The sequence below is a fragment of the Candidatus Manganitrophaceae bacterium genome (assembly GCA_016200325.1).
Taxonomy (GTDB): Bacteria; Nitrospirota; Nitrospiria; order SBBL01; family Manganitrophaceae; genus Manganitrophus.
Genome location: JACQEZ010000015.1, coordinates 81,755 through 94,496 on the forward strand (window position 1 = coordinate 81,755; position 12,742 = coordinate 94,496).

Genomic DNA, 12,742 nt, shown 5'->3' on the forward strand with positions numbered 1-12,742 from the left:
GCTTACGGCAGAACGATCATCTCCATATCAACCCCGGTCGCATTGCCGCTGCGCAGATCGACCGCCGCCGGAAGGGCGACTGCTTTCGTGATCGGAACGGTGGAAGACCATCCGGCCGCCTCCACGCCGTAAAAGGCCGCCGGCCGGCCGCCTGGAACGTTCGCCAGGGTATAGCTTCCCCCGGTCAGCATCTGTGCATCGAGATTCAGCGCATCGATGATCATCCCGCCATGCACTGCAAAGAGGACCCCTCTGTTCATTTTATTCTGATCTGCCGAATGAACCGTGATCGTCCCGGCGATCGAGTGGCCCGTCCACGGCGTGGTGACGGTGAGCGCGCCAAAGGCGACGGTCGGCGCGGCCGCGTTCACACTCTGTGGGTCGCTCCGATCGTAGAGAAGCGCATCCGCAACGGCCTGGTATCCCCCCACCCCCTCTTGCGGCGGGGTGTCGGTCAGCTGAATCGCACTGCTGCTGTAGGTTCCGACTCGAATCGGACTGTTCGACAGCTTAAAAGTGGAAGTCTGTCCATGGAGGGTGACGAATTCCCCCGTCAACGGATTAAAATGCCGGAACCGGACTTCATACGGAACCTCCCCGGCCCCCGGAAGGGTCTGATAGAAGTTCACCCAGGCGCCGGTGGGCGAGGTAATCGATGCAGTCACCGTATAATCGGCTCCGGCTGCCATTGTAATCGGCGGAACGACGGTCGGATTCGTTGTCGGCGTGGTCCCTTTCGTGACCGGAACATTCTTGATGATGACCGTTTCATAGTTGATCCCGCGCATCAGCAGGTCATAGGGCCCGGAAGGGAGCGGGTAGATCACGAACTGGCCGGTGGCGTCGGAGAGGGTCGAATAACGCCGCACCACGTGGCGCTTTCCATCGGCGCTGAGCTGCTCCGCCTTGAAAACAAACCGTGCATTCCCATTCTGGCCGGCCGCCGCGGCGTCGATCCGGCCGACGATCGCGCCGACGTCATCGAGATCGAAATAGGTCAGTCTTGGTTTCAGAACATACTCGACACCGTTTCGGAAATCGATAATGTCTTCTCCCGCGTCAAAGTCGACGGCGAGGTGGAGGGCGCCGCCGGCGGTCACCTGCAAAGCGCCGGCGAGCTTGATCCCATGTTGGGCGTCGGGAATCCGAAGCGGAAAGGTATTCGAGCCGATGACGACCTCGTTAAAGTAGCTGTGGGCGGCCGGCGGAGAGGAGGCAAAGGTGGGGACCAAGAGAAGCCGGATCTGTTGATAGTTTCCAACCGGCAGGGTCAGATTGCTCCAGATCGATTGCGGGGCGCTGCCATTTCCCAACGCGATGAGGTCGACCGTGACCGGCGCAGCCAGGGGAAACTTGAGCCATCCCGGCTCATCCGGACCCGAAGCGTCGCTCGTATGAAACCGGACCTCCTTCACCGTGATCCAGACATGGTCATAATCGCCCGGCCCATCGGTGAAAGAGACCGACATCAAGCCGGTCGGATTGGCCGAGGTCGGAGGGGCGCTGGCGCTGCTGCCGTTTCCTCCAGCCCCGCAGGAGATAAAAATCATTTGGACAAATAAAAACGAACAAAACAGTATTTTCTTGATCCCTCTGGTGGCGATATCCCGCATCATGTCATCCTCCTTACAGTCAGGGAACGATCTAGAAGCAATATTAAAACCTCCTAGGGATACATCTCCGTTGCCGGTTTAGGCCCAATGAGGGGAGAGGCCGCCCCAAAATGGGGCGGCTCAACCCGGTCCGGGCAAAACGATCAGACCGACCCGCCGGAAGGAATCGGTCCAGCACCGTATCCTCTCTCCGGTTCTGCCTTGGTTCCCTTTTCCCCGCTCCTTTTTTTCATCTGGCATTTCTTTTGCGAATTGATTTATCGCTCGCAATCGAGCAAACGATCCGCTGACGATATAGGACGATATAAAAGGAGGGAACCGATGGCCGATATCAAAATTGCCGTGATCAACGCCAGCACCGTCTTAACGGATGATCAAGTAAAAGCCGCCGTACCAGACCTTCAGACCCAGGTTCACCGCGACTTTGCCCCTGCCTGGGGGGTTGATGCCGATCTGACCTTTGTCCCGAAAAAGTCGAAACCGGCCCCCGGCATGTGGTGGCTCGTGATTCTCGACAACTCGGATCAGGCCGGGGCCTTGGGCTATCATGATCTCACCAAAGATGGACTGCCGCTCGGAAAGGTCTTCGCCGGCAGTGACATTCAATACGGCTATCAATGGACGGTCACCGCCAGCCATGAGCTGCTCGAAATGTTGGGGGATCCCGACATCAACCTCACCGCCTTCGTCCAACCGAACGCAACGACGGGGCTCCTTTACGCCTATGAAGTCTGCGACGCCTGCGAAGCCGATCAGTTCGGCTACAAGATCGGGAGCACGCTCGTTTCCGATTTCGTCTATCCCGCCTGGTTTGAGTCGTTTCGCAAGAAGGGAAGCACGCAATTCGATTACGGCAAACAGATCCACAAACCGTTTCAGCTCATCAAGGGGGGATATATCGGAATATTTGATGTGAAGTCGGGAAGCGGCTGGCATCAGATCACCGCGGAGGGGGAGTCTTTTCGATATGACATGCGGCCGCGGCTCGGGAGCCGACGCGAGCGAAGAAGAACCCCCCGTGAGCACTGGATCGTGAGCGAGGTAAAGTAAACAGGTGCAGGGGGGCCGCTCCATTTTGCAATGTTCCGTTTGATCCGGAGGAAACCGTGTTGAAGAAAGAGGGTCGATTGACCCTGTGGTGATCATCGTGAAAGAGAACCATTGCTTCGACCACTACTTCGGCACCTTCCCCGGCGCGAATGGAACGAAGATGGAGCGCTCCCCCAACTCCCCGCCGCACAACCCGGACCACCGGCATGGCGCCTGGCTCCCCCGCAACACATGGCCGTCCGACAGTTTCTCGAAGAAGACATCCCCGCTTATTTTACCTCTGCGCGGCAGTTCACCCTCTGCAACCCCTACTTCACCGATGTCGCCGGCCCCGCCACCCCTCTCTTAATCGGAACATCCGAAGGTCCCCGTCTCCTTTTCATCCCTTCCTAAAGGTTTGCACCGGGGTGGCGCTGAACGGATTTCTCCTCTGCCGAGGGAGGGCCCTTTCTTTCGGATCGATCCATTAACGGATGACGCTCTATATCGTAAGTAGGTAAGTGTTTGATCTGATTGTTTAAGGGAGAATAAGATAGTACAAGTGAGTTCATAGAAATTCCCCTCTACCTCGTTTTCCTACAATATTCGGAGGTTCGGTTCCCTGACCGTTTGTCCGACTTATATTCATGAGCGGGGGACCTTCATCCTGAAGAGAAGAGATCGAAAAAAACGTGGCGAAGAAGATCCTCATCGTCGATGACAACGAAGATACCTGTAAGATCTTCGCTGCGTCCTTAGGAAAAGAGGGATATGAAGTGGCCGTCACGAAGGATGGGGATGAAGCCTTGAGGATGGTCGCCTGGGTACAGCCGGACCTGATCCTCCTTGATATCATGATGCCCCGAATCGACGGGTTGAGGGTCTGTCGCACCCTCAAAAAGAATTCGTGTTATCACTCGATTCCTGTTTTCATGATCAGCGCGAAATTCGGAGATCCCACTTTCCGGGAGCAGGCCTTGGATGCCGGCGCAGATACCCTCCTCAGCAAGCCGATCGAGCTCCCCTATCTTCTCACCCTGCTCAGAAACCATTTCAACAAAACGAAGATCTCTGAGTGAGAGAGAAAGATCTCGCCCGCTGCAGCGACGTTGACGCTGAACAATCCGCAACGCAATGTTCCACCCGCCTATAAAAAGAGCGCCTCGCCTGCTTCGGGAGATCCTCCCTTTTTAGGAGATCTCTCGAAGGGAGCGGGACAGCCCTCTTTTGAGGGGGTTGACTTTAACGGTATTAGACCGATATAGTCACCTCCCCGATCCTTTGATCGGAAAACAGCCGGAGGGTCTCAGAAACCGGCCGTTGAACGGCCCTCATTCCACGAGGGTATCTTCAACCACGAGGAACCAAGCGATGAGTCAGCGAATTCCAAGATTCGACCTGCCCGACCTTCTCTACTGGGAAATTATGGAGGCGGCGGAACAAAACAAGCGAACTTTAGCGGAAGAGATCATTTCCAGGCTGTTGCACAAACCGGATCTGAGCGCAAAACCGGCTGGGGAAGCGGATCGAAAGATTGCTTGAGTTCTGTAAACGCCAGAGGAGAAGCAAGAGCAGCCTGGACCTTGAACGCTGCGGCTTGAACGCTGCGAATAGAAGATCGCTCTCCCCTGCCGCCCAACAGATTTAAACACGCCGAACGCCGCCCCTTCTTCAACCGCGGACGCACCTGCTCAGCGCGGAGGCCGAACCTTTTTCGGCTCCTTCTCGGATGTCCTTCTCTCTTAGAGAGAGCGAGGGATGATCGATCTTCAGCGCTCGGGCCCCGGGATAGGCTCCACTCGAAGCTTTCCTAAAAAACCCAATCGAATAGACCGATCGGACCGGTTTCTGTGACGTTGCTCTCGATGTGTGATTGAGATCATTCACACCTTTCATAGTAAAATCGATCGGCTGCAAGTATACTTAGATCGTCTCTCAAAAATAAAGCGCTTCGAATTCCGTCCGCACGGCGACAGGAAATCGGCGCTCAATGCAGGTTGGAGTCCTCGAATGAAAGAACCTGTTTCAAAGTCTGATTTAAAAGTTCCGGGCGAGCGGATGCTGCTCTTTCTGATGGCCGCCATTCAGTTTACGATTGTGGTCGACTTTCTCATTATCATGCCGCTGGGGCCGCAATATCTGCGTGTGCTGTCGATCACCCCCGCCCAATTCGGCCTCATCGTCTCAGCCTATGCGATCAGCGCGGGAATCTCCGGCTTCGCAGCAGGATTTTTCTTGGACCGCTTTGATCGGAAATCGGCATTACTCTGGCTTTATTTTGGCTTTGCCATCGGGACCCTCTTCTGCGCATTGGCGCCGAATTATCTTTTGTTGATCGGAGCGCGAACGATTGCAGGCGCTTTCGGGGGGGTCGCCGGCGCTTTGATTTTGACCATCATCGGGGATGTCATTCCACCGGAGCGCCGAGGGGCCGCGATGGGAATGGTCATGTCTTCTTTTTCCGTCGCATCGATTTGCGGCATGCCGATCGGGCTCTTTCTGGCGGCGCACTTAAGCTGGCACATCCCCTTCTTTGTATTGGCGGCGTTGAGCGGCTTCATTCTGATTGCAGCGCTGAGGATCATGCCCTCCTTGAGAGGGCATCTACAGTCGTCCCGCACCGGGCATCCAGCGCTTCAAGTATGGGCGGTTTTAATGGAGCGGGATCATCAGATCGCCTTTGTCTTCACCGCGGCGTTGATGTTTGCCGGCTTTTGCATTTTCCCTTTTATCAGCACCTACATGGTTGCAAATGTCGGCGTCACCGAGAAGCAGTTACCGCTGATCTATCTGTCGGGCGGGTTGGCGACCCTCTTTAGTATGAACTGGATCGGACGCTGGGCGGACCGTGCCGGAAAATTACGCGTCTTCACGCGCATGTCTCTCTCCACGGTGGTTCCGATCCTGGCGCTGACCAATCTGCCCCGCATTCCCTTGGTCGCTGCAATCGCAACCACCACCCTCTTTATGGTCTGCATGTCGGGACGATTTGTTCCTGCAATGGCCTTGATTACGGCCAGTGTCGAGCCCCGCTACCGAGGGGGGTTCATGAGCATGAACTCTTCGGTTCAGCAATTCACCTCCGGCCTGGCCGCCTATGTCAGCGGGCAAATCATCGGCCGATCTTCCAGCGGGGAGATGACCCATTTTCCGGTGATCGGGATCTTCTCGCTCGGCTGTACGTTTCTTTGTATCTATCTCGCGAGGCGTTTGAAAGGTCCCGAAGGGAAGGAAGCGGTGAGTGAACCGATGGTGATAGAAGGCTAACAGCAGTTCTGTAGTTAGCCCGACCGATGTGAAGATCGGATCGAGGGTGATGCCTAAAACCGGGGTGGATGCTTAAGCCACTGCGTGAGCGCTTCATGAGAGATCGGCCGGCTGATAAAATAACCTTGGGCGGCGTCACACCCCATTTCCGTCAGCTGATCGAGGATCGACTGATTCTCCACCCCCTCCGCGATCACCTTCAATCCAAGATTGTGGGCAAGGTCAATCGTGGAGCGGACGATGGTACGGTCTCCCTCCTTCTCCTGCATCCGCATGACAAAAGATTTATCGATTTTAACGGCGTCGACCGGAAGCTTCTGCAGATAGCTTAAAGAGGAGTAGCCGATGCCGAAATCATCGATCGAGAACCGAATCCCGGTCCGATGCAGCTCTGCCAGGATCTCCTGCGCGCGCGCGGGATCGGTCATGATCGCACTCTCCGTGATCTCGAACTCAATTTGATCGGGCAAAAGTCCGCTCGACGCCAGGAGGCTTCTCACGAGGTCGGGAAGGTCCGGGTTTAACAGGTTTCTGACCGAGAGATTGGCAGAGACGGTGAGTGCAAAACCGGCCTGCCGCCACGCCGCGCATTGACTGATCGCCGCCTGCACCACCCATCGGGTCAGCGGATGGATGAGGCCCGATTGCTCCGCCGCTCCGATGAACTGATCCGGCCGGATCATTCCTTGAACCGGGTGCTTCCATCGCACCAAGGCCTCCACCCCAAACACCTCGCGGCGCTTCAAGTTCATCTTCGGCTGATAGTGAAGGAACAGATGATCCTGCTCGATCGCCTGGCGCAGCTCCGCCATCAAGGAAAGGCGCTGTGGATTGTACCGATCGAGCTCCGGCGCATAGACGAGATGGCCGCTGCGCCCCTGCTTCGCCGCATACATCGCCACATCGGCGCGCCGGATCAGCGTATCCGGATCGGCCCCCTGATCGGGATAGAGTGCAATCCCAATACTGGTTTCAACCGCAATGGGAATCCCTTCAATCACAAAGGGGGCGTCGAGGGCCCGGGTAATCTTTCCGATCACCCGTTGGATGTCGTCGTAGCTGTGTAGTTTGGTCAGCAATATTGCGAACTCATCTCCCCCCAGACGCGCGACGATATCCCGGTCGAAGATCGTCTTCTGAAGGCGCGCGCCCAGATGCTGCAGCAGGAGATCGCCCCGGTGATGGCCCAGCGTATCGTTGATCTCCCTGAAACGATCGAGATCCATCAGCAGCAGCGCCATATGGGTGGTCTCGTCCGGATCGGATCTCATGAACTCGACGAGGTGATCATAGAGCTTGTTCCGGTTCGGCAGGCCGGTGAGGGCGTCATAAAAAGCGATCTTCTGGATGATCTCTTCCGTCTTTTTCCGCTCGCCGATGTCCCGCGCGATCCCCAGGATCGAATCAATTTCTCCTGCCTCATTCTTCAGCGGAACCATCCGGATACTCATCCAGGTCGTCTGCTGATGGAAGGTCAGCTCCTCTTCGCTGTAGAGCGGCTCGCCGGTCTCAATGATCTTCCGGAGGTTCTTCTTCTGGATCTCGGCGACCGGCGGCGTGAAGAACGCATCATGTCTCTTTCCGACGATCTCTTCCGGAAAGCGCCCCAGCTGCCAAGCGGCAAAGCTATTTACATATTGGAGCGTCCCCTCGGGGCTGATTAAAAAAATCGCATCCTGTGCCGCTTCAGCCAACGCACGATACTGCGCTTCGCTCTTCCGCACCGACTCCTCGGCCTGTTTGTGCTGGGTGATGTCCTCGGCGATTCCGATGATACGATAGATCCGCTCCAATTTATCTTTAACCGGGAAGGCGCGATCGTGGATCCAGCGAATGGCGCCATCCGGCCGGATGATCCGATACTCTTCATCATAGGTGCCGAGCACCGCACGGGAGACGGCTGCTTTTTCAATCCGGCCCCGATCGTCGGGATGGATGGCATCGAGCCAGGAGACCGGGCGCCGGTAAAGGCTCTCACAGCTGCGGCCCCAGACCTTCTCATAACCGGGGCTGATATAGAGCATCTCCTTCATATCGGGAACGGTCATCCAGAATACCTCGGTGATATTCTCGGCCAACTGCCGAAAACGCCCCTCACTTTGCTGAAGCGCCTCTTCCACCGCTTTACGCCGAGTGACATCTTCCGCAATGCCGGCCAGCCGATAGATTTTACCTTTTTCGTCCTTAATCGGAAAGGTGCGCGCCCAGATCCACCGAAGGGTCCCGTCCGGTCGGACAATCCGGTATTCGGCTTCAAAGTGGGTCGGACGCTGCGCGAGTTGCTGCAGCACCTGCGTCCGATCGTCCGGATGGATTCCTTCAAGCCAGGAGCGGGGATCGTCATAGAGGCTCCGGCAGGAGCGGCCCCAGACCTTTTCATAGGTCGGGCTGATATAGAGCATCGCGGTCACCGCTGCATCGGTCAGGAAGAAAACCTCCTGGATGTTTTCGGCCAGCTGGCGGAAGTGCTCTTCATTTTGGCGCAGCGCGTTCTGAGTCTCTCTTTGCGCGCGGCGTCCTTCCCCCTCGCGCAGCGCCCGTTTGACCGCCGGAACCAGTCGCGTTAAATTATCTTTCGGGATGTAATCATCGGCGCCGGCCTTTAAAAGATCGACGGCGGTCTCTTCACCGGTCCTTCCGGACACAATGATCAAGGGAAGGTCGATTTCTTTCTCTTGAATCAATGCCAGGGCGGCGAACCCGCTGAATCGGAGCATCATCACATCGGAAACAATCAGGTCCCAGCCGTCCCGATCGAGGGCCGCTCTCATCGATTCCGGCGTTTCGATCTGTTTGAACGTCACGGCATTGCCGCCCGATTCCAGTGTCCTGACAATTAACTCAACATCATTTCCCGCGTCGTGGAGGATTAACACACGGAGCGATTTACCCATCGAACGCCTTCTCTCTCTGAACAATGGTCATCATTCATTTTTATGTGGCCGGCCCATTGCAAAACATTGATTGTGTTCTGTAATCGAGCAACAATAAAGCATTATCCTAACCTCAAGAATGTGTCAATCAGAAAATCTATGGATTCAGAAGCGTTCTCGCAACAGAAGACGTCGATTGAACGCCGAAACGGAATGCCCCCGAATCGTTGCCGCCCCTGCTGAAGAGCCGAGGCGTTTGGGTGGAAGTCCTGGACGATCTCTCCTGTGTTCAACTCATGCGTGAATTCATCCGAGAACACCCCACCCTCTGGAACGAAGACATCGGAAAATAGCTTCCCTGTCACAGAGAAATGTGGAGAAGGCCCGCCGAATGATCCGTCTCCTCCAAGAGGAGATCATTCATGCTTTGGCCCCCTTGTGAGTGTCACCTCAATCGGCTCACCCTCTTTGATCTTCTTTCGGATCATGAGAGATCTCCCTCCAAAGATATCAACGATCCTGCGCCGCCGCCCTGTCCTCCCTCAGAAATGATTCTGCATCCTCCTGGCTCCTTGGAGCATCGATACAATTTGCTTCAGACAAAGAAGAGAAGGGCTCCTGCCGAACAGTCATGCTCTAAGTGAAATGAGCGAATATTTCATAAGGGTATACGATACCGTTTTGCGGGGATGTGCTAAAAACCCCAATTAGAAATTCGGGCTGTCACCTTTTTCAATTTTTCTTCAGCATCTGTCCTCCTGAGAGAGGTCGAAAACGGTTCGCTGGACGCCAGCACTTTACTGCTCTATGAGATCAGGCCAGCCGGCGTCGTTGTTGTTGGCCATGGCGCCAGTCCATTCGGCCATCGTTATTCCATTGAGGCTCAAAATATAAAAGGCCGGGTCGAGCAGGACCGTATGCCTCGGTCCGGCAATGAAGAAACGGCGGTACCTTGCTCCGACCCGGCTGGAGATGTCATTTGTGACCTGAAGAAGCAGCGCTTCATATCCGGGTCCATCGAGCAGAAGAAACGACCGGATGACAACATCCTGAAGCGCAGAGAAGAGCCCGACGCGCAAATTCGGATCGCGGCTGATCGCCCACTCATATAAATAAGCCGGTTGTTGTGCACAGTTGGTGCAGCTGGCGGGCAGAATATGAGGGGGAAAGGGCCAGTTCTGATTGCGCTGCGGCATGATCGTTGTCTCGTTTAGGTTCTGAATTCCAGGGCCGGAATCGCTCAATACCCAATTGCTCCGATCAGGAAAGGTCAGTTTTACCATGAGCATGGCAACGAGGACTCCATATCCTCCGGCGCTCGACCCGGCCACCAACACTTTATCGGGGGTCGGAAACGTCCGTTGCGTCGTGGTGACGGCCGCACCGAGGTTCTCAAGGCCATGATGGTAGGTGGTTACATCCCGGTACTGGAGCACGTTATCACCGCTGAAGACCGATCCATCGCAATAGGAGACAAACACAACATTCCAGTCTTTAAACGGATTGTTCGGCTGGGATGCGTCCAAAATCCCGGTCTCGGGGTCCCGTACGGCCGTATCGCTGGCGGTCTTTACATCCAGACAGCTCTCCGCGTTCCAACAGGCTCCCCCCCCTTGAAGATAAAACAGGACATTGTTGGATGCGCCACGGCGGATGCTGATCTGATATTCGGCGCCGAAGAGGCAGATCGCCCGTCCCTCGGCCGGATTGAAAAAATGAACCTCCCACTGCGCCTGTTGTTCCGTGCGGGACGCTGTTTGTCCAAAATATTTGTCAATTCCCGTCGCTTGAATCTCCTGGACAATCTGCGCTTCCTGAGGGGGCACGATCGGGAATGAAGAGGATTCGCTGGAGTTGCCGGAGCAGGCTGAAAAGAGAGAGAGCGCAACAAGAAAAACCGATCTTAAGATTCTCATTAAAGCACCTCCATTTGACATCGATTTAAAACCGAAGTGACAACCCTGCGAACGGACCGGCCAGACGAAGCCTCTCCTCGATCGTGTCACTGGCGTTTCTCGTGCGGAAGTCCTCATATCGGTATCCTCCAACGATGCTGAAATTTTTAAACGGGATGATCTTGATACCGGCCTCTCCATCGATGAAATAACCATAGGGGGTGTTCGGAATCCCGGAGCCTCTGGCGTATAGAATGATCCATTGGATCGGATTGATATCGAGCGCGAAGCCGATCGAGGCCATTGGGGTAAGCCGACTCTCCTCCACGTGTTGGGAAAAGTTGTTCACCGCTCCATCGACAGAAAGAACTGTGTGAGCGGCCCGCACATCGACCAGCGTGCCGAGCTTGACGAGGCCGTGGGAGAGGTCGATGAACTGCCAGATCCACCCGAGGATGTACATTTGGAAGTCCAGCTCCGAATCGACACGCGCGCCGAGCGTAAACGTCCGATCTCGGATGTTAATGGTTCTATCCAGGGTTCTTTCACTGTCCCACTTTGCCCAGGCCACATCGAAAAACAAATTGCTCTTCGGTCCCGTATACCAGGTGAACCTCCCCTCAGGAAAATTCTTATTACCTAAGTCGAGATCTCTTTCCAGATTGATCTCGGTTCCACGGACCTGGTCATCGAACCTCGCGCTTGCTTTCAGATGCGTAAACCAGTAACGGCCTTCAAATTCCAGGGCGATATCGCTTTCAGCCGCATGAGCGGACGAGGCAATCGCGAGTATCATCAGAAATGAGAATAGTATTTTAATCATTTTTTACTCCTTGAAGACGGATTGACAAACAAGTTGATCGGTACGGGAATTTCCTTGTCGTCGGTAAATAAGACAATGGGGTCCGAGGGTGCGTTCTCCTCAAGAGGTCGATTACGGCAACGGTGTAAAGGTGTAAATCGAGGGTCACTCATGTCGATGGAATAATAATTCATTGTATTGTAAGGAGCGATGAAGGGAACTAGGGGCGGCATTACAATGCGGCGGAAAAAAGTTTCACGCACGTATCTTGAATGGGCGAGAAGGAAGGAGAGTAGGAGAAGTGCGCCGGGAGACCGGCAGAGGGTAGAAGGTGAACGTCCTTTATGAGAGCATCTCAAACCCCGGGGTGAGGGTCGAGACTCGAAAAAACCGGGAGCTGGAGGTCGGTCCCAGGGGCCTTCCGAGGGTGCGTGTACTCGATCGGAACAACCGAGTGGTTCACGACCGCCCCAGAATCCCAGTCAACCCGAGACAGCGTCCTACCCAATCCGGCCCGGCTGGGTGGTGGCGTTTGTCGGAGAGAGAGGCCTGATTGAAGGTGCTTCTGTTCGGGAGGGGATCTTCCGGAAAGGCCACTGGGTTTTCACGTTGGAGAATGGGATGACACTGATCGATACCGAGGTTCTCTCCATGGGAGCGGTCACGGACGGGTGTGGCTAGGCGCCTGGACGGTGAAAGAATGGGGCCTCGATGGGGGTCGATGCATCTTCCCCGGTCCTTCTGAAGCAGACTGAAAATGAGAACAGCGCCCGCTTCAGCTTTGATGCCCGCTCAAAGACAAAGCCCCCTTCAATTTCCTTACCTTTCCATTCCATTGTAAATGGCCTTCGCATTTTTATTATGTGGGCTTCGGTCCGAAATTCAAATACCCAAAAACTGGCTTAATCATGAGACATCTCTGAGAGAGTCGCCATGGAGATCTCAGGCCATAAAACCCGGTCTGTCTTCGACCGGTACAATATCGTCGATGAAAATGACCTCTCGGAAGCCGTCCGTCGCCTTCAAAAGAATCCTGCTTTCTCTCTCCGAACTCGTCTCTCCCCGTCTAACATCTCTTACTTCGATCTCAAATAGGTTCTTTATTTTTTTTGAAATAAAAATCTCTTTAAATGAGCACAATCGGGAGTTCGACCTTGCAAGTGATTTTGTCAGTCTTTGAAAGAATTGGTGCCCCCGGGGTGATTTGAACACCCGGCACGCGGTTTAGGAAACCGCTGCTCTATCCACCTGAGCTACGGGGGC

Annotated in this window: 9 protein-coding genes and 1 tRNA gene; 5 read left to right on the forward strand and 5 right to left on the reverse strand. The window is 55.1% G+C overall.

Annotated features, from left to right (window positions below; all coding sequences use genetic code 11):
* Positions 1–2: 2 nt before the first annotated feature.
* Entirely contained in the window at positions 3–1,616 is a 1,614-nt protein-coding gene (locus HY282_12855) for a DUF4382 domain-containing protein (GenBank protein MBI3804640.1), read from the reverse strand.
* A 318-nt stretch (positions 1,617–1,934) separates the two neighbouring features.
* Here HY282_12855 and HY282_12860 point away from each other — a divergent pair, with 318 nt between their 5' ends.
* The 5 genes from HY282_12860 to HY282_12880 all read left to right on the forward strand — a co-directional run bounded on the left by HY282_12860 (position 1,935) and on the right by HY282_12880 (position 5,909).
* A complete protein-coding gene (locus HY282_12860; GenBank protein MBI3804641.1) occupies positions 1,935–2,663 on the forward strand; it encodes a hypothetical protein in 729 nt (242 codons plus the stop codon).
* Between the two features lie 76 nt (positions 2,664–2,739).
* On the forward strand, positions 2,740–3,012 hold the full coding sequence (locus tag HY282_12865; protein MBI3804642.1) for a hypothetical protein: 273 nt from the start codon (positions 2,740–2,742) through the stop codon (positions 3,010–3,012).
* 322 nt (positions 3,013–3,334) lie between these two features.
* Entirely contained in the window at positions 3,335–3,721 is a 387-nt protein-coding gene (locus tag HY282_12870) for a response regulator (GenBank protein MBI3804643.1), read from the forward strand.
* Positions 3,722–4,013: 292 nt separating this feature from the next.
* A complete protein-coding gene (locus HY282_12875) occupies positions 4,014–4,184 on the forward strand; it encodes a hypothetical protein (GenBank protein ID MBI3804644.1) in 171 nt (56 codons plus the stop codon).
* 468 nt (positions 4,185–4,652) lie between these two features.
* On the forward strand, positions 4,653–5,909 hold the full coding sequence (locus tag HY282_12880) for an MFS transporter (GenBank protein MBI3804645.1): 1,257 nt from the start codon (positions 4,653–4,655) through the stop codon (positions 5,907–5,909).
* Between the two features lie 53 nt (positions 5,910–5,962).
* On the opposite strand, the gene HY282_12885 is transcribed toward HY282_12880, so the two are convergent.
* The 4 genes from HY282_12885 to HY282_12900 form a co-directional block, all read right to left on the reverse strand.
* On the reverse strand, positions 5,963–8,803 hold the full coding sequence (locus tag HY282_12885; protein MBI3804646.1) for an EAL domain-containing protein: 2,841 nt from the start codon (positions 8,801–8,803) through the stop codon (positions 5,963–5,965).
* A gap of 776 nt (positions 8,804–9,579) precedes the next feature.
* Entirely contained in the window at positions 9,580–10,698 is a 1,119-nt protein-coding gene (locus tag HY282_12890) for a hypothetical protein (protein MBI3804647.1), read from the reverse strand.
* Positions 10,699–10,723: 25 nt separating this feature from the next.
* The gene (locus HY282_12895) at positions 10,724–11,500 is read right to left on the reverse strand and encodes a hypothetical protein (GenBank protein MBI3804648.1); all 777 of its coding nucleotides are present in this window, start codon (positions 11,498–11,500) and stop codon (positions 10,724–10,726) included.
* Positions 11,501–12,665: 1,165 nt separating this feature from the next.
* A tRNA-Arg gene (locus HY282_12900) sits at positions 12,666–12,742 on the reverse strand.

Excerpts from the sequence above, each read along its gene's own strand:
- HY282_12855 (MBI3804640.1), bottom strand. The coding sequence starts at position 1,616 with ATGATGCGGGATATCGCCACCAGAGGGATCAAGAAAATACTGTTTTGT.
- HY282_12895 (MBI3804648.1), bottom strand. The coding sequence starts at position 11,500 with ATGATTAAAATACTATTCTCATTTCTGATGATACTCGCGATTGCCTCG.
- HY282_12885 (MBI3804646.1), bottom strand. The coding sequence starts at position 8,803 with ATGGGTAAATCGCTCCGTGTGTTAATCCTCCACGACGCGGGAAATGAT.
- HY282_12860 (MBI3804641.1), top strand. The coding sequence starts at position 1,935 with ATGGCCGATATCAAAATTGCCGTGATCAACGCCAGCACCGTCTTAACG.
- HY282_12890 (MBI3804647.1), bottom strand. The coding sequence starts at position 10,698 with ATGAGAATCTTAAGATCGGTTTTTCTTGTTGCGCTCTCTCTCTTTTCA.
- HY282_12880 (MBI3804645.1), top strand. The coding sequence starts at position 4,653 with ATGAAAGAACCTGTTTCAAAGTCTGATTTAAAAGTTCCGGGCGAGCGG.
- HY282_12875 (MBI3804644.1), top strand. The coding sequence starts at position 4,014 with ATGAGTCAGCGAATTCCAAGATTCGACCTGCCCGACCTTCTCTACTGG.